This window comes from Bradyrhizobium sp. BRP56 (assembly GCF_020194035.1).
GTDB classification, from domain to species: domain Bacteria; phylum Pseudomonadota; class Alphaproteobacteria; order Rhizobiales; family Xanthobacteraceae; genus Bradyrhizobium; species Bradyrhizobium australafricanum.
On the sequence record NZ_JADYVV010000005.1, the window covers coordinates 123,421 to 144,853 of the forward strand.

Here is a 21,433-nt window from a genome sequence, read left to right on the forward strand (position 1 = left end):
GTGCCTCCGCCGCGCGACGACCAGCGTCCGGGGTGCGGCACTGAGCGATGGATTGATCTATCTCAAGGACGGGTCCGAGGCTCAGGTTCAGCCTGCATTCGGCGGGCGGCGATACGTCATCCAGATAACCGGGAGGTGGAAGCATGTACCGGCACGTTCTCATTCCGACAGATGGGTCGGAACTGGCGGAGCAAGGGGTGAAGCACGGGTTGGCACTGGCGAAATCCGTCGGAGCCAAAGTATCAGTCATCTTCGTCGTTGAGCCGCTCTCGGAAATAGGAGGGCGGTACCGTGATCTGCTCGCGAGATTTGCCGAGATACGCAAGGAAGAGGCCACGAGCGCGCTGGATCGTGCCGCACACGCGGCCAGGGAGGCCGGCGTTCCCTGCGAGACAAGCCAGGCCGAGAGCGGGCAACCCCATCAAGCCATCATCGCAGCAGCCGCGGATAAGGGCTGCGATCTCATCGTTATGTCATCGCACGGGCGGAGCGGGCTCTCCAAGCTTCTCATCGGCAGTGTGACAAACAAGGTGCTGACGCAAGCAAAGACTCCGGTCCTTGTCTGTCAGTGAGGGCGCAGATCGCTGGATAGAAATCACTGTGCACGGAGCTTGGGAGAAATCGAATGAACAAAATCACTGTGTGCCTGGCTCTTGCCGGTGCGGCGTTGTCGGGTCCGCTGCAAGCGCAGACGAGCATCGATATGGCGCGGATAACTTGCTCGCAATACCTCGCCATGTCCCCGGGCGATTCTTCCGTATTTTCTGCCTGGATGAGCGGCTGGTTCAATCAAAAGAAGGGATACGTCTTTGTCGATCTCAACGCGTATGCGCGAAATGTCGCAAGCGTGAAGGCGTGGTGCGCGATTAATCCCACTCAGACCGTGATGGCTGGCCTTGAGCGCTCTACGGCCGGCCAGTGATCAAACAGGGTTGGAAGATAACAATGAAACCATCGATTCTTGCCGTTGCGACCGTTGCACTGCTCGCCACGTGCGTCGTGGCCAAAGCGCAAGTCGTCGTCGATCTCTCCCTCATTACCTGCAAGCAACTGCTGGAGTCGGACCAGGAAAGACAAACGCTGATCAGCTCCTGGATGTCGGGCTATTTCAGCGCATCGAAGAACCTGACCGTCGTCGATTTTCGCTACGTCGAGCGAAACGGCAAGGTCATCGGCAAGTACTGCAAGTCGCACAAGGCGGACACCGTTATGAATGCGATGCAAAAGAACTGGCGCTGATCATCGTCGTTGCGAACGCGCAGGCAGCGGACGGCATCCTGTCCTTCTCGGGGCGGCGGTGAAGCCGGCGATGCCAACGGTCGGCAGGCTTGTGGTTCACTCGCGCTTCCGATCGAATCGCTTCTCCCTCAACTCGGGCCGCGGCGCCCGTATTTTTACGGTCCGGGCCCTTGACCAAGGTCAAGGCGCGGCCACCGCCCAGATGGTGTGTCGCTAAGGCTGTTTGCTCTTGCCCGGTGTCGCGGTGTCGGCCATCTGGTATGTCACTTATGAGATTCGCCGACGTGGTCTGCTGGCTCGAAGGGCGCGCAGTCCTCGCGAGACCAGGACATTTGCCAGCGAATCGGAAGCCAAGGCGTTCGCACGGTCAAAACTGGACGAAGGGCTGGTCGTGTTTGCCGGCACCATCAATCCGCACCTCCCCAGGCAATTGATCCCCTCGCAGAACATCGCCGATTGGCTCGTTGAACAGTGAGCCGGCTCGGCGCTTCCCCTTCGACATAACGAGCTTCGTGCTGCACCGAAGTTGAACGCAGAGCCCGAGCACGGTGTTCGTTTGCCCTTGGGTGTTGCCATTTTGGCACGTGGCTTTTCGTGACTCACATCTAGGCTTCGACCACTGCCCCGATTGGGCGAGCGCAAGGACTGCTTTTCTCGATTAACGCGAAGAGACCCGGAGATCATTCCATGAAGAGATTTTTGCTTACTGTCGCCGCTATTGTCGGCATGGCGACGCCGGCGTTGTCGGCAGACATGGCCGTCAAGGCGGCGCCTGTGCCGGTCCCTCCGCCGGTCTACAACTGGACCGGCTTCTATATCGGTGCGAATGGCGGTTGGGGTGAGAGCCGCACCTGCTGGGATTTCCTCCCCGCCCTGGGAGGTGTCGTGGCCGACGGGTGCAGCTCGCGCTCCGGTGGCGTTTTCGGCGGACAACTCGGCTATCGCTGGCAGGCAGGGCAGTTTGTCTTCGGCCTGGAAGGACAGGGTGATTGGGCGGACCTCAAGAGTTCGCGCCTCAGCCTGGTCGATCCGAGGTTCTCGACGACAACGAAGACCGACGGGCTGGGTCTCTTCACCGGCCAGCTCGGCTGGGCCTGGGATGCCGCGCTGTTCTACGTGAAGGGCGGTGCCGCGGTCACCAGCAATCGCTACGACATCTGGACCACGGTGGGCGGAATTGGGGTGGCGTCGGCAACGTCGACCCGTTGGGGCGGTACGGTCGGCGTCGGCTTCGAATACGGCTTCACCCCGAACTGGTCCGTCGGGCTCGAATATGACCGCCTGTTCATGGGCGATGCGAACAACACGTTCTCGGTGGTCAATCCCATCGTGGCGGGTGCTGCCAACCGGATCGGACAAGACGTGGATCTCTTGACGATACGCCTGAACTATCGGTTCGGCGGGCCGGTCGTCGCGAGATACTGATCTTCGCGATCCCATGTAAATTGAGCCCCGGCACCATCGCCGGGGCTCTTGCTTTGCTTCAGCACTGCCGGATCAGACGCTCGATGCGCGGCAAGCGCCGCTGTCAGCGCTTTGCGGCTCCGCCCTTCGCTGCTTCGTAGGCGTCGCGATAGCCTCTGGCGATGGTCCGAACGCCGCGCCCGATGTCGTCATAGACATCGTCAGGCAGGTTCGCGAGCGAGACGCGAAGCGACCATTCGGGCGCATCGAAGCCGCCGCCGTTCAGCAGCACGATCCCGTGGGCTTCGGCCAGCCTGAACGCCAGGTCCAGCGGATGGACGGTCTTCTTCAGATATTCAACCGCATCGTCGCCGATGTTCTTTCGGGCCCAGAACTCGAAATCAATCAGGGCGTAGTAGGCATCATAGTTCGGATTCGGGCTGAGCTTGTCGGCCAGCCCGAGGCCGTCGAGCATCGACCACAGGCGCTTGTTGACGATCTCCATGCAGGCAGCCTGATAGGCCTTGTTCACGTCCATCATCTCCGCGAGCGAGAACAGGCTCATCATCACCTGCTGCGGCAACGACAATCCCGCGGTGTGATTGAGCGCCACGTCGCGGCTGTCGGCGACGATGCGGTCGATCAGCTTGAGCTTGCGCGGTTCGAGCGTAAGCGGCCCGTAGCGCTTGTCGAGCGCCTTGACGGCGTCGTCCGGAAGCTTGGCGATCATCTTGTCGAAGATGTTGTCCTCGTTGATGGCGATGGCCCCCAACCGCCATCCCGTGCAGCCGAAATACTTCGAATAGGAGTAGACGCCGATGGTGTTGTGCGGCAGCTCGCCCAGCAGCGAACGGAAGCCGTGCACGAAGGTGCCGTAGACGTCGTCGGTGAGGATCATCAGGTCGGGGCGCTTGGTCTTGACCAGATTGGCCAGCTTGGCAACCGTCTCCTTGCTCAACGCCATCCCCGGAGGGTTGGACGGATTGACCACGAAGAAGGCCTTGATCTTCGGATCCTCCAGCTTCTTGATTTCCTCGTCGGTGAACTGGAACTTGTTCTCCTGCGGAGCCCTGATCTGAACGACCTTCAGGTCGTAGTCTTCCAGGTGCGTCATCTCGATGTAAGGCGTGAAAATCGGCGTCGCCAGCGCGATCGTATCGCCGGGCACCAGCAGCCGGTTGGCCTTCAGCGACTTGAAGAGGTAGCACATCGCCGCCGTGCCGCCCTCGACCGCATAGATGTCGAATTTCCCGGCCGGCCGGGGCTCGCCGCAAACCGCCCACATCAGGTATTCGTGCACGATCTTTTCGTTGTGCACCAGCATGCGGTCCGGCACCGGGTAATTGTCGCCGATGATCGAATCGACCAGTTCGTGGACGAAGGCGTCGGGGGCGAAGCCGAATTTCTTGACCGCAAAGGGCAGCATCTCGGTCAGGAAGCTCGCGCCCGGCATGTCCTTGTGCTGCTTGAGCCAGGCCTCGAACCGCGCGGCAATGCCGTTTGCCTGGGGCATGCCGCCGATGCCCGCCGGATGTTCCATCACCCGCTTGCTCTCGGTGATGGCGAATTGTCCCAGCAGGAAGAAGCCTTCGCGCGGCGTCGTGGCCACCCAGTTTGGATTGCCCCGCCCGGCATTCAGGAAGGGCATCTGGCTCCGCTTCGAATTGCTCTTGGCGAGGTTGATCAGTTCGTCCTTGATCTCGAAGGGGCTCAACGCCTCGAATTTCTTCAGGGTCAGAAGATCGGCCATTTGACACTCCCGGGGGCGATGCAGGCTGTTGGAATGGAGGCGACAGGCTCTGTTGCCTGCGCAATCGCGCGCAGCATGATCGGCGACCGGTTACGAGCCTTGATCTAAGTCAACAGGCGATGCGATCGCTGCGACGGATCGCCGCTCACGATGCAAGTGCGCGGCGCATGCGTAGTGTCGGCAAGATCATGAAATCGCGAGGCTCTCGCAGCGGCAGTTGACATAGATCAACATCCAGCTCGCCAACCGCCGTCTGATGTCGACCGATACGGTTGCTCGCCCTTTTCGGCACCCCCGCACGAGATCGAAGCGGGCGCACGCCGAAGCCCCGGGACAGCATGAACGGGTGACATCATGATCGATTGGCTCTTCCAGACGCTCCGCACCTATCCCGAAATTGCGATCTTCCTCTCGCTGGCCCTGGGCTACTATTTCGGTTCCTTCACCTATAAGGGGCTTGGACTGGGCGCGGTCACCGCGACACTGGTCGCCGCTGTCATCATCGGCCAGATCGGGATCACCATATCAGGGCCGCTGAAGCCGTTCTTCTTTCTGATGTTCCTGTTTGCAATCGGTTACGGTGTCGGACCGCAATTCGTGCGCGGCATCGCGCAGGACGGCGTCCCGCAGGCGGTTTTCGCGGCGGTGGTCTGCGTCTTCTGTCTGCTGTCTGCGTATCTCGGCGCCAAGCTCGCCGGTTACGACGTCGGATCGGCCATCGGGCTCTATGCCGGCTCGCAGACGATTTCCGCGTCGATGGGCCTCGCGACCGACGCCATCAATCGCCTTGGTCTGCCCGCCGACGAAGCCAAGAAGCTGCTCGATGCCATGCCGGTCGCCTATGCCGTGACCTATATTTTCGGCACGGTTGGGTCGGCGATCGTGCTGGCGCTGCTCGGGCCCGCGCTGCTCGGGATCGATCTCGAGACCGCATGCAAGAAATATGAGGAGGAGCATGGCGGCAAGAAGGAGCTGGGCGGCCCGGGCACGGCCTGGCACCAGTTCGATTTGCGTGCCTACCGCGTCAGCGAGCGTGGGCCGGTCGTCGGCAAGACGGTCGAGCAGGCCGAGGCGCTGATTCCCGATCATCGCATCTTCGTTCTCCGGCTCCGGCAAAGCGGGAAGATCGTGGAGGCAACCTCCCACACCGTGATTCATGCCGGCGATGTCGTCGCCGTCGCCGGGCGCCGCGATGTGCTGGTGCAGCTGATCGGCGAGCAGGCCGAGGAGGTTGACGATCGCGAGCTGCTGGCCGTGCCGATCGAAGGCGTCGATGTCTACGTCACCAGCAAGGACGTCGACGGCAAGACGCTGGAGCAACTGGCGAAGGAACCGGGCGCTCGCGGTGTATTCCTGCGCAGGATCGCCCGGGGCGCGATCGCGACCGAGATTCCGATCCTGCCGAACACCAAGATCAATCGGGGCGACATCCTCACCCTGGTCGGCCGCACGTCCGATGTCGCCGCCACCACAAAGCTGCTGGGCCGGCCGGATCGCGCGACCGACGTTGCCGACGTCGCGTTCATCGGCGCCGCGATCGCGATCGGCGCTCTTGTCGGCGCGTTCGTCTACAAGATCGGAAGCGTGCCGCTCACGCTGTCCACCTCCGGCGGCGCGCTGATCTCCGGTTTGTTCTTCGGCTGGCTCCGGTCCGTGCATCCGACCTTCGGCCGCATCCCGTCACCCACCGTGTGGTTCATGAACTCGGTCGGCCTGAACGTCTTCATTGCCGTGGTCGGAATCTCCTCGGGCCCGGGATTTGTCGCCGGCCTGCAAAAGCTCGGCTTCAGCCTGTTCCTTTGGGGCGTCGTCGTGACCACCGTGCCACTGATCCTGGCGATGTTCGTCGGCAAATACGTGTTCCGCTTCCACGACGCGATCCTGCTCGGATGCTGCTCCGGCGCGCGCACCACGACCGCTTCGCTCGGCATGATCAACGACCGCGCGAAAAGCCAGATTCCCGGCCTCGGCTACACCGTCACCTACGCGGTCGGAAACACGCTGCTGACGATCTGGGGCATGGTGCTGGTGATGATGATGACATAGTCGCGGCCCGGGACCGTGTTGAGACGATGTTGAGCTGGCTGGCGCAATTTCTCGTTCGTTATCCGGAGCTCGCGCTGTTCCTGGTGATCGCGGCGGGCTACTGGATCGGGAGCTTCAAGATCGGCGCTTTCAGCCTCGGCCCGGTGACGGGCGCGCTGTTCGCAGGACTCGCGGTCGGCGATTTCGCGCATGTACCCGTCTCGAGCATGACCAAATCGTTTCTGTTCCTGCTGTTCCTGTTCGGGGTCGGCTATTCGGTCGGTCCGCAATTCGTGCTGGCGATGAAGCGCGACGGGCTGAGGCCGATGCTGATGGCCATCGTCGTGAGCCTCACCGGTCTTGCGGCGGCGATCGTCGTGGCACGCGTGCTGCGGCTCGACCCCGGCTTTGCCGCCGGGCTCCTGTCGGGCGCGCTCAGCCAGAGCGCTGCAATGGGTACGGCGACCGACGCGGTCAATTCCCTGCCTGTGTCCGAGGCACAGCGCGCGTTGTTTGTCTCGCACATCGCGGTCGCGGATGCGGTCTGCTACATCTTCGGCTATGCCGGCGTGATCACATTCTGCACGATTGTCGTTCCGGCGCTGCTGAGGATCGATCTGAAGACGGAAGCGCTCAAACTGGAACAGGCCCTGGGCATCACGCGCGCCAAGCCCGGCCTCGCGTCGGCCTGGCGCAAGTTCGAACTGCGCGCCTACCGGCTGGACGCTCACGCTGCGATCATCGGACTGACAGTTGCGGCCGCCGAAGCGAGCGTGCCCGGGCAACGTGTATTCATCCACCGTATCCGTCGCGGCGAGCGCATCCTGGAGGCGGAGCCTGCAACGGTGCTCGCGGCAGGCGATGTCGTCGCGCTGTCGGCGCCGCGCCAGATCATCGTCGAGCTGATCGGACCGCGCGGGGAGGAGGTGGAGGACCGGGAACTCCTCGATATCCCCGTGGTCGCGGCGGACGTGTTCCTGATCAGCGCGAAGCTCGCAGGCAGCAGCCTCCAACAGGCGTCGGAACAAGACTGGACGCGCGGCCTTTATCTGCGTTCCGTGAGCCGGGGCGGTGAAGCGCTTCCGATCGCTGCAGGCACGGTTCTGGAGCGCGGCGATCTGCTGAGCATCGTGGGTCCTGAAACCGTGGTGCAGAACGCGGCCAAGAGCATCGGCGTCATCGTTGCGCCGAGCACCGCGATCGATTTCGTGGTGCTGGGGCTTGCGATTTTCCTCGGCGGCCTGCTTGGCGTTCTCATAAGCTTTTCGGTTGGCGGCATCACCATCTCGCTGAGCACCAGCGTCGGCACGCTGCTCGCCGGACTTCTGGTCGGCTATCTCCGCACACGTCTGCCGTATTTCGGCCGGATCCCCGACGGCGCCATCAGCCTGATGACGTCGCTCGGACTGGCGGCGTTCGTCGGCCTGACCGGGATTCATGCCGGGCCGATCTTCCTTTCCGCGATACGCGAGTCGGGCATCGGGCTGCTGCTGGGCGGCATGATCGTCACCCTGTTGCCGCAGATCGTCGGCTTCTGCTTCGGCCATTTCGTGCTGCGCATGAACCCGATCCTCTTGCTCGGTGCATTGACCGGCGCACAGACTGTGACGGCCGCGATGGCGGCCATTCAGGAGCGTTCGGGCAGCTCCGTGGTGGTGCTTGGCTACACGCCCGCCTATCCGATCTCCAATATTCTGCTGACGACCTGGGGATCGATCATGGTCGTCGTTTTTGCTGGATGACGGGGCAGGGACGGCTCGCGTCTACCTCGCCATTGAGAGCGGCGCACAAGCGAGCGTCCCCCTGGTCCGGACGACCGTATTCCGCCTGTTCCGAACCGAACCGCGGTTTCCAACGAGTCCCTGCGGCTGAAGGGTCAGCGCGCCCGGCGGGGCGAATCTCGAGATCCGGATCGATGCCTTGATGAAGTCCCTCTGCTGGCCGCGTGGCCCAGACTGCGCCGATGTTGCAGGGGACTAACGCGCATTTCAGAGCGAAACATGAATATGAATGCGGAGGCCGATGAGTAACCCAGCCGCAACGCGATCTCTGTGATCGGCAGGTCGCTGCCCAACAATTCGATAGCCTTGAGCAGGCGCAGACGCTGACGCCATGCACGCAAGCTCATGCCGACTTCGCGCTCGAAGTGCCGCGTCAAGGTTCGCGGCGACATGCCGATCTCGCGCCCCCATCTCTCGGCGCGGCGAGGATTCGCTGGATCGGCGTAGAGGGTTTCACAGAGGGCCAGCAGGCCCGGGTGGGTGGGCCAAGGTAACGCTGCCGAGATCGGCGTCGCCCGCCGCAACTGATCGAGGATGAGCGCGATAACGCGGTCGGCGTAGCGACGATCCTCGCTTTTCAGCGACGCGGCTTCCACGATGAGCGTCCGCAGGAGCGGGGACACATGGATGACGGTCGTGCGCGAAGTCATGCCTTGGCTGGCAGCATTGGCGACCCAGAGGCTCCGGAATTCCGCTCCCATCAGCGAGCCGACCGAATGCTTCGTACCGGCCGGCAGCCAGACGGCCTGTTCCGGAGAAATGACGACGCGCCGTCCATCCGCCTTCACGGTGAGCGCGCCTGAGATCGCGTAGACCAGCTGATTCCAGCTGTGACTGTGTTCGGCGAAGTAGCTCCTCGCGGGAAGAGACTGCACCCGAACGATCAAAGGCTTCGGTGATCCGAGGCCCTGCGGGGCATTGACCGTCTTCCAGCCGGCGTTCCTTGGCGAAATGTGACGTTTCATCGACATAAATTGGCAATCTGTAGGAGGAAAAGTCCAGCGATTTCTCCTTAACTCCGACGCGGTGATCCACGGCCCGGTGGATCGGCCACTGGTCTGATCGGCGACGTCCCGTCGACGGACATCTAACGGCGGAGCAAGCCGCAGCGTGAACTTCAATTTTTCCGTTCCCAGCCATGAGGCGCCGACCGCCATTCGCCTAGAGCGCAACAATGTCGCAAGGCTGGCTGTCGCCCAGGCTTTCGCAGGCGCCAACTCCACGGTCGTCTACGCAACCGGGGCCGTGGTCGGCGACATGCTGGCGCCCACCAAGGCACTTGCGACGCTGCCGGTCTCGGTTTTTGTCGTCGGCATGGCTCTGTGCACACTGCCGGCGGGCGTTGTCGCGCAGCGCTATGGCCGGCGCACGACATTTCTGTTCGGTGCAGGCAGCGGCGTCCTCGCGGGGCTTGATTGCGCTCCTGGCGGTACTCAACGCGTCGTTCCCGCTATTCTGCGCCGGGACCTTCTTTGGCGGCGTCTATGCGGCCGTGGTGCTCTCTTTCCGCTTTGCGGCGGCCGATTGCGCAGCACCTGAACGGCGTCCGCGCGCGCTCTCCGCCGTGATGGCTGGCGGTGTGTTCGCCGGTGTGATCGGTCCACAGCTTGTGACGCACACCATGAACCTGTGGGCACCGTACCTCTTTGCCGCGACGTTTGTCGGCCAGGCGGCGGTTGCCGCGCTCTCCGCGGTCATTCTGGCGGGCGTCGAGCTTCCTCCACTGACTGCAACGCATCTCAACGCCGGAAGGCCGCTCGCTGTGATTGCCCGGCAGCCGCGCTTTATCCTGGCCGTGATCTGCGGGGTCGTTTCCTACCTGCTCATGAATTTCCTCATGACCGCAGCCCCGCTGGCGATGAAGCTCTGCGGGCTGCCTCAGGAATCGGCCAATCTCGGTCTGCAGTGGCACGTCATCGCGATGTACGCCCCGAGTTTCTGGACCGGCCGCCTGATCACGCGCTTCGGTGCATCCGCGATCGTCGCGGTCGGGCTGGTGCTGATTGCGGCCTCTTCGTCGGTGGGCCTGCTCGGGATCGATGTCGTGCATTTCTGGGCGACGCTGAGCCTGCTCGGGATCGGCTGGAACTTCGGCTTCATCGGCGCCTCCGCGATGGTTCTGGAGTGCCATCGCCCCGAGGAAAAGGCGCGCGTTCAGTCGCTCAATGACTTCGTGGTCTTCGGCACGATGACCGTCGGCTCCTTCCTTTCAGGCGGGCTGCTGTCGTCCTTCGGCTGGTCGACCGTCCTGATGCTGTCGTTCGCACCACTCGTCGCCGCGTTGCTGGCCCTCATCGGCTTTTCATACCGGCCCGCCGCACGACCAAGCTAGCGTCTCGAGGAGAATTCACATGAGCGTAGCGGAAACCCCAGTTCAATATATGGAGCGAACGCGCCAATATTACCGTGCCCTTGGTTACGACAACGACTATGTCTGGGCGAGGTTTGATGATGTCCCTTTCACCAAACCTGCCAAACCATCATCGGACCTGCGTATCGCACTGATTACCACGGCCAGTCCGCCAGATTTTGACGGCGTCAAACGAGTATGGTCGGGTGTGGTTTCGCCGCCGCCGAGGAAGCTGTTTACCGACAACGTTGCGTGGGACAAGGAGTCGACCCACACCAACGACCCGGGCAGCTTCCTGCCGGTAGAAGCCGCTTTCGGACTGGTCGGCGAAGGCGCCCTCGTCGGACTGACCCGGCACTTTCACGGCGTGCCGACAGAATACAGCCAACGGAAAACGAACGCGGAGGATGCACCTGAAATCCTGGCAAGGGTTCGAAAAGACGGGGCTGATGCTGCGATCCTTTGCCCCCTTTGCCCCGTGTGTCATCAGACCGTAAGCTTGGTGGCCCGGCATCTCGAAGCGAACGGCATTCCGACGGTCATTGTCGGCTCGGCGCAGGATGTCGTGGAGCACTGCGGCGTGCCACGGTTCTATTTCACGGATTTCCCGCTGGGCAATCCTTGCGGGCATCCCTGGCGACCGGACATGCAGCGCGAAATCATGCGCCAGGCGCTCGCCCTTTTTGACACGGCGACGGCGCCGCGAACGACTGTGAAAGCGCCATTTGCGTGGAAGGAGGAGGGTTCCCTTTGGCGGCCCCGGTATGGAAGAGTAAATCCAGAGGATCGAGAGCGGCTGCTCAAGCTGGGTGACGAGCGCCGCCGGCGGCAAGCCAAGGCCAAGCAGGTTTCCATGGAGGGAGTGTCATTAAAATGACCGAGAGTTCGATGGGAAATCGGGTGCGCGTTCTTGAAGACCGGTACGGTAACCCCTTGAGCACAAGCTCTGCCGCCGCCCGCGACGCATATGTCGCTGGCGTCGACAAGCTGCTCTCGGCCGGATCGGGAATTGACCAGGCATTCCGCGACGCGATCGCCGCCGACGAAGGTTTCGCTCTGGCGCACATCGCGCTTGCGCGAACCCTGCAGCTGCTCGGTCGAGGCAACGAAGTCAAAGCGCCGCTCGAACGTGCGGTCGCGCTAGCGCCGGCTACGACTTCGCGCGAGCAAGGTCATATTGCGATCTTTGCCAAGATCCTGAGTGGTCAAGGCGCTGCGGCGGTTTCGGCGATCGCCGAACATATGAAGCAGTGGCCGCGCGATGCCATGGTGCTGGCACCGGCCACCGGTGTCTTCGGCTTGATCGGCTTCTCGGGCAAGTCAGGCCGCGAGGTTGAGCAACTGGCGATGCTGGAGCCGCTTGCAACCCATTACGGCGATGACTGGTGGTTTCGAACCGTGCTCGCATTTGCCGAAATCGAGCTGCACAGGCTCGACAGTGGTTTCAGGAATATCGAGACCGCACTTCGTGGTTGTCCCCGCAACGCTCACGCTGCGCATATCAAGGCCCATCTGTTCTATGAGAAGGGACAGCGCGAGGAGGGGCTGGTTTATCTCGATCAATGGAACGCCGCTTACCCACGCGAGGCGCAACTGCATTGCCATATCAGTTGGCATCTTGCCCTGTGGTCGCTGGAGACCGGCAGGCGGGATCAAGCCTGGCAAATCTATCGTGAGGCGCTGCATCCGGGCGGCTCGTGGGGGCCGCAAATCAATGTCCTCACCGATTGCGCCTCGTTCCTTGCACGCGCCGAGATGGCGGGCGAGCCGCGGTATCCGGAACTGTGGAGCGAGATCAGCCAGTATGCGGCGAAGTGGTTTCCCAACTCGGGGATCATCTTTGCCGACATGCACAGCGCGCTCGCCTTTGCAATGGCCGGCGATGCGGAGGCCTTAGCGAGGATCATAGAGAACCCGAAGGGACCCGCCGCGGACATGGTGGTGCCCATCGCGCGCGGCTTCGATGGTTTGGCCAAGGGCGACTGGACACGGGTCGTCGATGAGCTAAGGCCCGTCCTGGCAACCCATGAAAGGGTTGGAGGCAGCCGCGCCCAGCGCGACCTGCTGGAATATTCCGTGACTTGCGCCTTGCTGCGCAGTGGTCGAGCCGAAGAGGCGCGGCGGCTGATCGCGTCACGACGACCGCAGAATGCGGCGAGTGGCGTTCCGCTCGCGGGCATCTGAACGTGTCCTGGTTTAGGGACCTGCACTGGTCAAGAGATCCGAAATGGAGAAGCGGTGGGTTTCGGATAGCGCAGCCTGAGGGAGAGTAACGATGCGCATCAACGATGATCTGTCAAAGCCTGTTATCGTTCACGCCTCGAAGCTGGACTGGGTGGCCAGTCCGTCGGCCGGCGTGGATCGGCGCATGCTGTTCCGCATTGGCGGCGAAGTCGCGCGCGCCACCTCGATCGTGCGTTACGCTCCCGGCAGCGCCTTCCCGCGTCATACGCATGGCGGGGGAGAAGAGATTGTCGTCCTTGAAGGTACCTTTCAGGATGAGCATGGCGAGTATCCCGCGGGCAGCTACTTCCGCAACCCTCCGGGAACGTCACATGTTCCCGCCTCGAAGGACGGCTGCACCATCTTCGTGCGGCTCTGGCAGTTCCGGGACGAGGACTGGACCCAGGTCGTGCGTCAGCCAGGTGAGGGCCAACAGATTGCGCCGCGCCCCGGTGCAAGCAGCGTCAGCCTTCTATTTAAGGACGGCGACGAAGAGGTCCGCCTTGAAGACTGGCGACCGGGTGAGACGATCAGCCTTGCGAACGCGCGCGGGCTCGAGTTCCTTGTTCTATCGGGGGGACTAACGATCGGGGGCGAGACGCTGCAGCCGCAGGGCTGGGGTCGACTACCCGCCGGCGTCGACCTGAAGGCGACGGTGGGCCCGCAGGGCGCGAAAATCTGGATCAAGGAGGCGCCGCTGCTGCATCCGGATGTCTGTCGACTTCCCGGGTAGCCGGTACAGTTCTGACCGCCTCCGTTGAGCTCCCTGCAATGGCGAAGCTACTTTGCATGGGGTTGTTTTCGATATTTTGGTTGGGCCGGGCCTGTTTCGGCCGGGCAGCGCTCCGAAACATCATGTTGCATTGAACCGATGTTGCGGCTAGGCAATTGAGATGACATGGAAATTTTCCGTCGCCCCGATGATGGATTGGAGCGAGAGTTCAATTTTTTCAACCAATTAGAAGGTGGCGTGTGCACGACGTGTGCACCGGGAGATCAAGAAAAATCCCACGGCGGGCAATGTGAGCAGGTTCGAACGGGGTGCCCCCGTCAGACAGGCGGACATGCACGACATGAATTTTCGCAGGGCAGGGCACTTTCGCTGACGAACCAATTTCAATTGTCGGAGCCGCCGCATCAGCATCGCGCGGCTTTGGTGGTCTGACTGAGAACAGATGCAGTGTGGGTTGGTAGCGTTCCCCCCCTACTATCTTTCCCCACACTCCTTTGACGCGGTTCGGATAGGCCTTTTCGCCCAGCAGGGCATTTAGCCGGCCTGCGATCTCCACAGTTACGCTGCCTGGCCGCTCTGGATCGCGGAAAACGGTGACGGTCTCGACGAGGTCCCTGATGGCTTCGGCGGCCTCTCCGTCGCTCGCGCTGACACCCTTCGCTAGCGCTTCCTCAAGACGGCCGAGTTGTTCCTCATATCGCTTCAGAATAGCCGGATGCAGCGCAACTTCCTTCGGCCGGCGGTGCATTCTGCAGCTCCTCCGAGATGCGCTTTCGTTCGGCACCCAAAGCCGTCGACCTTGGGCCAAGAATGGATGGGTCGCCGAGTCCTTTTGCTATCGCATCAACCAGTCGGTCGATTTCCCTGTTCAGTTTTCCGATCTGCTGCTCAAGACCTTGTCTCTTCGCAACTGACGCCGATGCGAGACGTTTCCTTTCCTCGAGGTACGTGCGCACGTACTCGGAAAATTCGTAGCTCTGGGCGGGTGAAGCGCTTCCCAACAAATCAATGATCAAAGAAAAAAGCGCGCAATGAGGCCAGTTTCGTGGAACGAGGCCGTGAACCCATAAAGCTGCCGAGCTGACGGCTCGCGAGAGCTCGCTGTGCTCCGGTAGCGATCAAATTCCGCATCGAACGAAATGACGCGACGGGTCAAGAGGCAAAGTGGCACCGCATCAAATTGAAGAGGCCGCCAGCTGAGGCGCCCTCTTTAATTGAGTGGCCCCAGCAACATGGGGGCCTGTGTAGGGGAAAGGCTCGTTGCTGGGGCCTGCTACTGGCCCGCTTGGCGCGTGCGGGCCAGGTGCCCAAAATTCTCAAACCAGCAGTGCAGCGGCAGCTAGCGCGATTGGGCAAAGCCCCGGCACGATGATGCCGGCGCGGAAGACTATCTCGGCCATTGGCGCGCCCCCAAACCGAATGGGACCACTTTAGTGTAGGTTTGGAGCTTCTCGCGAGGAAAGTGCGATTTGTGCCACTTTATCCCGGGTCCGTATTCTTACGGTGCCGTCAGAAGCGCGGCCTCCCAAGTGGTGACTCGCCCTTATCCCGAGCGCTGGAAATGCGTTCACTCACGCAGAGCCGGCATTCTCGAAGGTCATTGAGATCTTCAGCTATGTGCCAGTCACGGACCTTATCGATTACGATTGCCTAATTGACGCGCCGTTTGTAATGATTTCTGAAGGGCAGCCCCAAGACGGGAGGTCGAGATGCCAACGTCATCTCACCTTTTGCGGTGGTCGACCGAGATGCTGCCGGAGCGCTCGCGGTTCTCGACGTTCCGTGAGGAATTTGCGCGGCTGAACCTCGCGTTGGACGTGATAGACCACAGCGGTGGCCGCCCGCGGATCGACGTTACCTACTTGCCGCTTGGCGCGGTTGGCGTTTGCCGCCTTGTCACGACGCCGGTCGAGTTTATCCGTCAGAAAAATCATCTCAAGGATAGCCGTGACCAATTCGGACTGAACATCATCGAGGCTGGACCGGTGCAATTTGCAAATGCTGGCCAGGAACATGTCTATGGCGCGGGCTCTGCTTGTTTGGTCGATCGGGGAAGGCCACTGCGAATATTTGGACCACGTGGCGGCAGTGTCAGTTTCGTGACCGTGCAGGCCGCTGCCCTAAAGTCCCTGGTTGCGCAACCGCAAGATTTATCAGGTCGACCGGTATGTCCGGGACCGGCGCTTACGCTTCTCCACCGCTATCTGCGGTCGCTCGCATCCTTCAAAGAACCTCCGTCATCAAAACTGATCTCCGCCGCCGGTCTACATCTCCTCGATCTCGCGGCTGCAACGCTAGGGCCGAACGCCGAAGCTGCCAACATTGTTACTGAGCGCGGTGTGAAGGCAGCGAAGCGGCAGGCGATCCTGGAGGAGGTCGCGCAACACTTCAGCAATCCCAATTTTGACCTGGACAATGTCGCTAGGGCGCTTGGCATGTCGCGGCGATACGTACAAAAATTGCTCGAGGAGACGGGAAAGTCGTTCACCGAGCACCTTGCGGGATGCCGGCTTGAGCGTGCTTTCGCGATGTTGACGGACCCAAACTATCTGCATTTGGCCATCATCGAAATTGCGTTTGCAGTAGGCTTTGGTGATGTCTCTTATTTCAATCGCATGTTCCGCCAGCGCTTCGGCGAGACGCCATCAGGCGTGCGCGCCGCAACCATGGGGAAGCAGAAGTGATCCTGCGACCCCTTACAGTGCGCCGGCGATGCCGCTGAAGAGCGGGCATTTTGTGGGCTTCGCACATTCTAGAGCATGGCCGCTTCGGATCAAAAGTGTCCCTTGGCCGGTTGAAGATACCCAATTTATGTCTCGACTTGTCCGAAAGCCGACGTGAATCATAGGCTTGCCGGCTCCAGAATGGCACGCCTCGCTAACCGAGGAGGTCAACATGGCTGACGTCTCAAGCACTACTGAAGAAGTCATACCCAAGCACGTACCCTGAAATAAGGGAAAGATCGTGGGAGCGAAGCCGCCGCTCAGGCCTAATCACGTGTGGTCCATTCGAACGAAGCTATAAGTCGAGGAGCGCATTCGGGACCTTGCTCTGTTCAATCTCGCCATCGATAGTAAGCTCCGCAGTTGCGACGTCGTGGTGCTAAAAGTTGATGATGTCGCGCCGAGCGGCTTGCGCAATCGTTCGGCAGAAGAAGACCGGTCGACCAGTCCAGTTCGAACTGACCGAGACAACGCGGCAAGCCGCCGATGACTATCTTAAGACGACCGGAAAAGGGCAGGTGACTATCTGTTCGCGGGCTGCCGCAGGTACAATTTGTTTGGGACGCACTCACTACGCCGAACAAAGGCAACCCTGAGCTATAGGCGGACGGGCAACTTGAGAGCCGCCCAACTCTTGCTCGGTCATACCAGGATTGAAAGCACCGTCCGATATCTCGGCATTGAGGTTGATGACGCCCTAGCCAAAGCGGAACAGGTTGACGTCTGAAGTGCCCGGGCAGAGCGGACATACTCTGCCCGACCTGCCTCCGCTGCCTCGCGCCAACAGCAGACGTTCGCGAGCGAAGTTTTGCCTCCCGGGGCGGTACGAAGGTCTCGCCTATGCTCCAAATACTGGAACGTTACTGGCGCATGCAACTCGCAGTCCGACATCTGGCCACCCCAGGGATCAGCGTTGCACAAGTGGGAGCAGAGGTCGGTTACGAATCCGAGGCGGCCTTCAACCGCGCCTTCAAGAAACATGTTGGCGTACCGCCGGGTTCATGGCGAAGAAGTAAATCATCGCCAGCTCTGGAATGACTCTGTGCTAGTCGACCATGTCCGAGTTGGGTCATTTTCACCGCTGTCGAGAACCCAGGTAGACCGAAGGTCGCCTCCAATTGTCTGTAAGCGGACATAGGCTGAGCAGGTTTCTCGGCCGAGAATGACTGGCCTCATCGACTGAGGAGGTCACCATGACCGATGCCCGAGGATTCAATGAGACGCCAAGCGTGTACCGTGGAATAAGAGAAAGATCGTTGGCGCGAAGCCGCCACTCCGCCCCCGGGGCTCGCTCCCGGACCTGTGTTTGACTATTACGGTTTAGCGCTTCAAGCCGCCGGTGACGGGCTCGGAGCAGTTCTTGCCATGCGAGCTTATGTCGAGGCGGACATAGCCGCAGGACGCCTGGTAGCCCCCTTTGTGCTGACCGTGCCGAAGATCGAAGCGTGGTATCTAATTTTCCGGCCCGGTCGGGCAAGAGCCCCCGGCCTGCGAGCCTTTCACGATTGGCTCAAGGCCGAGATCGAGCTCGACAACAGTTGGCCAGTTGGTGATTACCCGCCAAAGGCGGTTGCCTCGAAGGCAGGCACGCGCCTGGAGAAATCGTCCAGCCGAGCCACGAGCTTTGGCCTGATTTTGCGCCATTCTCCTCCAAATCGCAGGTCCAGAAACCCCAGCCCGCAAGCCTTCGCAATTGCGCCGATGTGCGGCCTGTCGGACCAGTCGAATGGCGCCGCCTCCATCGCATCCAGAGCTCGCTCCATCTTTCCCGCATGGTGCGCAAGCCATTTCTCGCTATGCATCTCCGCCGGTCGCCAACGTTTTTCATACACGCGCAGCAGCGCAGCATCAGTCATCCCCGACGCGAGAGCGTGAGCAACAAGCACGTCAATGCGTGCCGAGCCTCTTGGAATGAGCGCCTCTCCGCCGCCAAGGTCATTGAGGAATTCGAGAATGACCAGTGAATCGTAGATTGTCCTGCCGTCATCCAACAACAATGTAGGCACTTTCCCGAGCGGATTCTCTGTCCGAATCTGATCGGCTGGATCGTAAGTGTCCGCAAGGCTCACCTTCACCTGATCTTCAAGCCCAAGGACAGATACAGCGATCCTGACCTTGCGAGCGTAAGGCGAGGTTGCCGATATGCGGAAAGTCATCATCGTTCGTCTTCTTTCTTGCTGACCGTCTAGTTAAGGAAGCGCCAATCGCACACGGCAGGCGTGACAGCAAGCTCGTACAATAAATCTTCAAGGCAGATACCCATATCGAAAAGATTCATTACTCGAACGCAGCGCCACACCTTAGCTGTTGTTTCAATCGACAGCCAACGACTCGGTTGCGCCGAGTGTTCCGGGCGGATGGCGGGACGCAGACCTGAACGTCACTCGACGGCGCGATAGCAAAAATGCCGCGCTGATTGGTGACGCCAAGGCAAATGCGAACAGCTTTCCAACGTGGCGACACGGCGGGCCGCGGCATTTAACTTCGCCTGCACCGCTGCCGGCGAAACCATAAAGACGCGTCGTCGATGGGTGCGAGAGAGGCGAAAACGAAAGAGCTTATTTGGGAGCGAGTATGTCCAGGACCGTCTCTGACGCTTTAATCAAGAAAGTCTCCGTGCGGCTTATTCCAGTCCTCTTCGTCTCTTACGTCCTGGCATACCTTGACCGCATCAATGTCGGCTTCGCAGCCCTCAAGATGAACGCAGACATCGGCATCTCGCCTTACATTTTCGGGCTCGGCGCTGGCGTCTTCTTTCTCAGCTACTTTGTCTTCGAAGTCCCAAGCAATCTTGCTCTTGCAAAATTTGGCGCCCGGAAATGGATTTCGCGCATCATGATCTCCTGGGGGATCATCTCTGCCTGCATGGCTTTCGTGCAGGGACCAACCAGCTTCATTATTGTTCGCTTCTTGTTGGGCGTCGCGGAAGCCGGCTTCTTTCCGGGCGTCATCCTCTATCTGACGTTCTGGTTTCCACAGGAGTACCGGGCTCGAATTGTTGCGGCGTTTATCGTGGCGGTGCCCGTCTCCTTGGCGCTTGGTGGACCGCTCTCGACGGGATTGCTGAGCATGGACGGGGTCCTTGGCCTGCGAGGGTGGCAATGGCTATTTATCCTTCAGGGAGTGCCGACGTTTCTGTTCGGATTTGTTTTTTTGGCCATCATGCCCGATCGACCCCGTGACGCGACCTGGCTGACGGGAGAAGAGCGCTCAGCGCTTCAAGGAGCAGTCGACGAAGATGACGGCGCAGTCGCAGCAAACCACGGCTCCGACACGCTGCAGGCGATGACGGATCCTCGAACGCTCGCACTCGCGTTCATTTGGTTTGCCAATACCACGGCGAATCTCGGCTTGGCGTTTTTCTTGCCGCAGATGCTCAAAGGTCTCGGTCTCACCGACATGCAGACCGGCATTGTGACCTCCGTGCCCTATATTTTTGGGACGCTCGGCATTCTTGGGTTTGGCTACATTTCCGACAAGTACAATGAGCGTCGCTGGACGCTGTTTGTCGCGCTCGCTCTGACGGCGGTTGGCCTGTTCGGAGCGGGACTTTTGACGGGATCCCTTCTTACGGTTGGAGTTGTGGCTGTCGCTGCTATTGGAATCTACGGTGCGAAGCCGCCATTCTGGCCGTTGCCATCGACGTTCATGACCGGGAACGCCGCAGCAGCTGGTATAGCCTTGATAAACTCGATTGGAAACCTCGGCGGATTCGTCGGTCCGTACGCGCTAGGTTGGATCAAGGACTCGACGCAGAGCTACCAGGCAGGTCTTTATTTCCTCGCGGTGCTCACATTGATAGCTGCGGCGTTGACACGTTTTGTCGTCAATGCGCGGTTCACCAATGGGCAGAAACCGTCGACCGGACTCAAGCGCGCGTGAAGGCGGCCATCGGAACAGGACGCGTTGGTAATTCGGAATGTGTCCTCGAAGCCCCGCTCGGAAAATAATCGCGCCGGGCCTGGCGCAGTTAGCTGAAAGGAAATCACACATGAGCATCAATATCGCACGCATCGAGGCATTCCTCTTTCGTGCAGAGGTGAGCGAGCCGGTAAAGACCTCTTTCGGCAGCATCCCGCGGCGAAGCGTGCTGCTCATTCGTGTCGAGGATCGCGACGGGGTGCACGGTTGGGGTGAGATCTGGTGCAATTTTCCTCCCTTCAGTGCCGACAATAAGATACGATTGTTCGAGACGGTTATCTGTCCGGCGGCGCTGTCCGGTAGTTATGTCGATCCCGCCGATGCTTGGCACACACTGACTGTTCGTACCCATCGATGGGCTATCCAGGGAGCAGAACCTGGACCGTTTGCCGCGTGCCTTGGCGGTCTGGATCTCGCGTTGTGGGACCTTACGGCCAGGCGTGAGAAGAAGACGCTGCGTAGCCTATTGAGCAGCGGCCAAACTTCGAGCACGGTCGGTGCATACGCGAGTGGCCTCAACCCAGATACCGCGTGCGAGACTGTCGCGCGTTGTCGCGAAGCTGGTTTCCGTGCATTCAAGGTCAAGGTGGCGTTCGGCGCCGAGATGGACTCGCGCGTCGTTTCAACGCTCGCTCGCGACCTTCGACCGGGCGAGCGGTTGATGGTTGACGCGAACCAGGGTTGGGACCTGTCGGAGGCGCGGCGATCAGTGCCTCGGTTGGGGGCGTTCGGTCTTGAGTGGATCGAGGAGCCAATCCCTGCTGACAGGCCTCAATCGGAGTGGGCTGAGTTGGCCTTGCTGTCTCCGGTCCCTCTCGCCGGCGGAGAGAACGTGATGGGGTATGACGCCTTCGCTACGTTGATCAACAACGGTCATCATGGGATCGTACAGCCCGACATGTTGAAATGGGGTGGCGTCACCGGCGCTTTCGCAGTGGGGCGGCGCGCGGTGGCCTCGGGCCGGTCATATTGCCCGCATTGGCTGGGGAGTGGCATCGGCTTGCTCGCGGCCGCGCAGGTCCTCTCCGCCGTGGGCGGCCCCGGAATGCTGGAACATGACGTCATGGAGAACCCGTTGCGTGAAGCGCTCGCGCAGCCGTTCCCGCGAGTGAAGGACGGCGTATTCCCGCTTCCCGAAGCGCCGGGACTGGGCGTTGAACCCGACCTTAAGGCCAGCGCGGACTGGCTCGTGACGCGCGCGGAATACCGAGCTTCGAAGTAGTAGAACGCAGCTGAAAGTCGCGTTGGTTCCGGAGTGAACCGGTGCCGACGCTTCAACCCAAA

At 60.9% G+C, this 21,433-nt stretch carries 18 protein-coding genes and 3 pseudogenes; 17 read left to right on the plus strand and 4 right to left on the minus strand.

All coding sequences use genetic code 11. The annotated features are described in order from the left end of the window. Nucleotides 1–143: 143 nt before the first annotated feature. The 5 genes from I6F38_RS05935 (at nucleotide 144) to I6F38_RS05955 (ending at nucleotide 2,664) form a co-directional block, all read left to right on the plus strand. Nucleotides 144–572, plus strand: coding sequence for a universal stress protein (locus I6F38_RS05935; RefSeq protein WP_225159427.1), 429 nt, complete (start codon nucleotides 144–146; stop codon nucleotides 570–572). Between the two features lie 53 nt (nucleotides 573–625). Further along, on the plus strand, nucleotides 626–922 hold the full coding sequence (locus I6F38_RS05940; protein ID WP_168856810.1) for an HdeA/HdeB family chaperone: 297 nt from the start codon (nucleotides 626–628) through the stop codon (nucleotides 920–922). A gap of 23 nt (nucleotides 923–945) precedes the next feature. Next, complete coding sequence (locus I6F38_RS05945; RefSeq protein WP_225159428.1) at nucleotides 946–1,239, plus strand: HdeA/HdeB family chaperone; 294 nt, start codon at nucleotides 946–948, stop codon at nucleotides 1,237–1,239. Nucleotides 1,240–1,483: 244 nt separating this feature from the next. Then, a complete protein-coding gene (locus I6F38_RS05950) occupies nucleotides 1,484–1,714 on the plus strand; it encodes a hypothetical protein (protein ID WP_028344998.1) in 231 nt (76 codons plus the stop codon). 212 nt (nucleotides 1,715–1,926) lie between these two features. Further along, entirely contained in the window at nucleotides 1,927–2,664 is a 738-nt protein-coding gene (locus I6F38_RS05955; protein ID WP_225159429.1) for an outer membrane beta-barrel protein, read from the plus strand. Nucleotides 2,665–2,767: 103 nt separating this feature from the next. Here the strand turns inward: I6F38_RS05955 and aspD are convergent, their stop codons facing one another. Continuing rightward, nucleotides 2,768–4,393 carry an aspartate 4-decarboxylase gene (gene aspD, locus I6F38_RS05960; RefSeq protein WP_225159430.1) on the minus strand — a complete coding sequence of 542 codons (1,626 nt, stop codon included), beginning with the start codon at nucleotides 4,391–4,393 and terminating at the stop codon, nucleotides 2,768–2,770. Nucleotides 4,394–4,747: 354 nt separating this feature from the next. On the opposite strand from aspD, the gene aspT (I6F38_RS05965) reads away from it, so the two are divergent. Next, nucleotides 4,748–6,439 carry an aspartate-alanine antiporter gene (aspT, locus tag I6F38_RS05965; protein ID WP_225159431.1) on the plus strand — a complete coding sequence of 564 codons (1,692 nt, stop codon included), beginning with the start codon at nucleotides 4,748–4,750 and terminating at the stop codon, nucleotides 6,437–6,439. A 26-nt stretch (nucleotides 6,440–6,465) separates the two neighbouring features. Then, nucleotides 6,466–8,160, plus strand: a complete 1,695-nt coding sequence (gene aspT / locus I6F38_RS05970) for an aspartate-alanine antiporter (protein WP_225159467.1) — start codon at nucleotides 6,466–6,468, stop codon at nucleotides 8,158–8,160. Between the two features lie 134 nt (nucleotides 8,161–8,294). On the opposite strand, the gene I6F38_RS05975 is transcribed toward aspT (I6F38_RS05970), so the two are convergent. Beyond that, nucleotides 8,295–9,320, minus strand: coding sequence for a helix-turn-helix transcriptional regulator (locus tag I6F38_RS05975; protein WP_346657092.1), 1,026 nt, complete (start codon nucleotides 9,318–9,320; stop codon nucleotides 8,295–8,297). Nucleotides 9,321–9,354: 34 nt separating this feature from the next. On the opposite strand from I6F38_RS05975, the pseudogene I6F38_RS05980 reads away from it, so the two are divergent. From I6F38_RS05980 to I6F38_RS05995, 4 genes and pseudogenes are all read left to right on the plus strand, one after another. Next, nucleotides 9,355–10,531: pseudogene (locus tag I6F38_RS05980) on the plus strand (MFS transporter). 19 nt (nucleotides 10,532–10,550) lie between these two features. Beyond that, nucleotides 10,551–11,426, plus strand: a complete 876-nt coding sequence (locus I6F38_RS05985) for a glycine reductase (RefSeq protein WP_225159432.1) — start codon at nucleotides 10,551–10,553, stop codon at nucleotides 11,424–11,426. After that, nucleotides 11,423–12,733 carry a tetratricopeptide repeat protein gene (locus I6F38_RS05990; protein ID WP_225159433.1) on the plus strand — a complete coding sequence of 437 codons (1,311 nt, stop codon included), beginning with the start codon at nucleotides 11,423–11,425 and terminating at the stop codon, nucleotides 12,731–12,733. The genes I6F38_RS05985 and I6F38_RS05990 overlap by 4 nt, the downstream gene beginning before the upstream one ends. A gap of 91 nt (nucleotides 12,734–12,824) precedes the next feature. Further along, the gene (locus I6F38_RS05995; RefSeq protein WP_225159434.1) at nucleotides 12,825–13,505 is read left to right on the plus strand and encodes a cupin domain-containing protein; all 681 of its coding nucleotides are present in this window, start codon (nucleotides 12,825–12,827) and stop codon (nucleotides 13,503–13,505) included. 217 nt (nucleotides 13,506–13,722) lie between these two features. On the opposite strand, the gene I6F38_RS06000 is transcribed toward I6F38_RS05995, so the two are convergent. Continuing rightward, nucleotides 13,723–14,253 (minus strand): hypothetical protein, encoded by a 531-nt coding sequence (locus I6F38_RS06000; protein ID WP_225159435.1) that lies wholly within the window; start codon nucleotides 14,251–14,253, stop codon nucleotides 13,723–13,725. A 961-nt stretch (nucleotides 14,254–15,214) separates the two neighbouring features. On the opposite strand from I6F38_RS06000, the gene I6F38_RS06005 reads away from it, so the two are divergent. The 4 genes and pseudogenes from I6F38_RS06005 to I6F38_RS06020 all read left to right on the plus strand — a co-directional run. Continuing rightward, on the plus strand, nucleotides 15,215–16,189 hold the full coding sequence (locus I6F38_RS06005; protein ID WP_069277465.1) for an AraC family transcriptional regulator: 975 nt from the start codon (nucleotides 15,215–15,217) through the stop codon (nucleotides 16,187–16,189). A 277-nt stretch (nucleotides 16,190–16,466) separates the two neighbouring features. Beyond that, nucleotides 16,467–16,955, plus strand: a pseudogene (locus tag I6F38_RS06010) (tyrosine-type recombinase/integrase). A 143-nt stretch (nucleotides 16,956–17,098) separates the two neighbouring features. Further along, nucleotides 17,099–17,266, plus strand: a complete 168-nt coding sequence (locus I6F38_RS06015) for an AraC family transcriptional regulator (RefSeq protein ID WP_225159436.1) — start codon at nucleotides 17,099–17,101, stop codon at nucleotides 17,264–17,266. Between the two features lie 231 nt (nucleotides 17,267–17,497). Further along, a pseudogene (locus I6F38_RS06020) lies at nucleotides 17,498–17,737 on the plus strand (LysR substrate-binding domain-containing protein); the annotation flags it as partial. 44 nt (nucleotides 17,738–17,781) lie between these two features. Here the strand turns inward: I6F38_RS06020 and I6F38_RS06025 are convergent. Continuing rightward, on the minus strand, nucleotides 17,782–18,387 hold the full coding sequence (locus tag I6F38_RS06025) for a glutathione S-transferase N-terminal domain-containing protein (RefSeq protein WP_225159437.1): 606 nt from the start codon (nucleotides 18,385–18,387) through the stop codon (nucleotides 17,782–17,784). A gap of 415 nt (nucleotides 18,388–18,802) precedes the next feature. Between I6F38_RS06025 and I6F38_RS06030 the strand changes: the two genes are divergently transcribed. Together I6F38_RS06030 and I6F38_RS06035 are read left to right on the plus strand one after the other, a co-directional pair. Continuing rightward, nucleotides 18,803–20,110 (plus strand): MFS transporter, encoded by a 1,308-nt coding sequence (locus tag I6F38_RS06030; RefSeq protein ID WP_225159438.1) that lies wholly within the window; start codon nucleotides 18,803–18,805, stop codon nucleotides 20,108–20,110. 109 nt (nucleotides 20,111–20,219) lie between these two features. Continuing rightward, nucleotides 20,220–21,371, plus strand: a complete 1,152-nt coding sequence (locus I6F38_RS06035; protein ID WP_225159439.1) for a mandelate racemase/muconate lactonizing enzyme family protein — start codon at nucleotides 20,220–20,222, stop codon at nucleotides 21,369–21,371. Nucleotides 21,372–21,433: the final 62 nt, after the last annotated feature.

Bases quoted from the DNA above. Each gene is read 5' to 3' on its own strand.
- I6F38_RS05955 (WP_225159429.1), top strand. From the start codon at position 1,927: ATGAAGAGATTTTTGCTTACTGTCGCCGCTATTGTCGGCATGGCGACG.
- I6F38_RS06000 (WP_225159435.1), bottom strand. From the start codon at position 14,253: ATGCACCGCCGGCCGAAGGAAGTTGCGCTGCATCCGGCTATTCTGAAG.
- I6F38_RS06015 (WP_225159436.1), top strand. From the start codon at position 17,099: ATGCAACTCGCAGTCCGACATCTGGCCACCCCAGGGATCAGCGTTGCA.
- I6F38_RS05935 (WP_225159427.1), top strand. From the start codon at position 144: ATGTACCGGCACGTTCTCATTCCGACAGATGGGTCGGAACTGGCGGAG.
- I6F38_RS05990 (WP_225159433.1), top strand. From the start codon at position 11,423: ATGACCGAGAGTTCGATGGGAAATCGGGTGCGCGTTCTTGAAGACCGG.
- I6F38_RS06005 (WP_069277465.1), top strand. From the start codon at position 15,215: ATGCCAACGTCATCTCACCTTTTGCGGTGGTCGACCGAGATGCTGCCG.
- aspT (WP_225159467.1), top strand. From the start codon at position 6,466: ATGTTGAGCTGGCTGGCGCAATTTCTCGTTCGTTATCCGGAGCTCGCG.
- I6F38_RS06025 (WP_225159437.1), bottom strand. From the start codon at position 18,387: ATGATGACTTTCCGCATATCGGCAACCTCGCCTTACGCTCGCAAGGTC.
- aspT (WP_225159431.1), top strand. From the start codon at position 4,748: ATGATCGATTGGCTCTTCCAGACGCTCCGCACCTATCCCGAAATTGCG.
- aspD (WP_225159430.1), bottom strand. From the start codon at position 4,393: ATGGCCGATCTTCTGACCCTGAAGAAATTCGAGGCGTTGAGCCCCTTC.
- I6F38_RS05985 (WP_225159432.1), top strand. From the start codon at position 10,551: ATGAGCGTAGCGGAAACCCCAGTTCAATATATGGAGCGAACGCGCCAA.
- I6F38_RS05995 (WP_225159434.1), top strand. From the start codon at position 12,825: ATGCGCATCAACGATGATCTGTCAAAGCCTGTTATCGTTCACGCCTCG.
- I6F38_RS06035 (WP_225159439.1), top strand. From the start codon at position 20,220: ATGAGCATCAATATCGCACGCATCGAGGCATTCCTCTTTCGTGCAGAG.
- I6F38_RS05940 (WP_168856810.1), top strand. From the start codon at position 626: ATGAACAAAATCACTGTGTGCCTGGCTCTTGCCGGTGCGGCGTTGTCG.
- I6F38_RS05945 (WP_225159428.1), top strand. From the start codon at position 946: ATGAAACCATCGATTCTTGCCGTTGCGACCGTTGCACTGCTCGCCACG.
- I6F38_RS06030 (WP_225159438.1), top strand. From the start codon at position 18,803: ATGTCCAGGACCGTCTCTGACGCTTTAATCAAGAAAGTCTCCGTGCGG.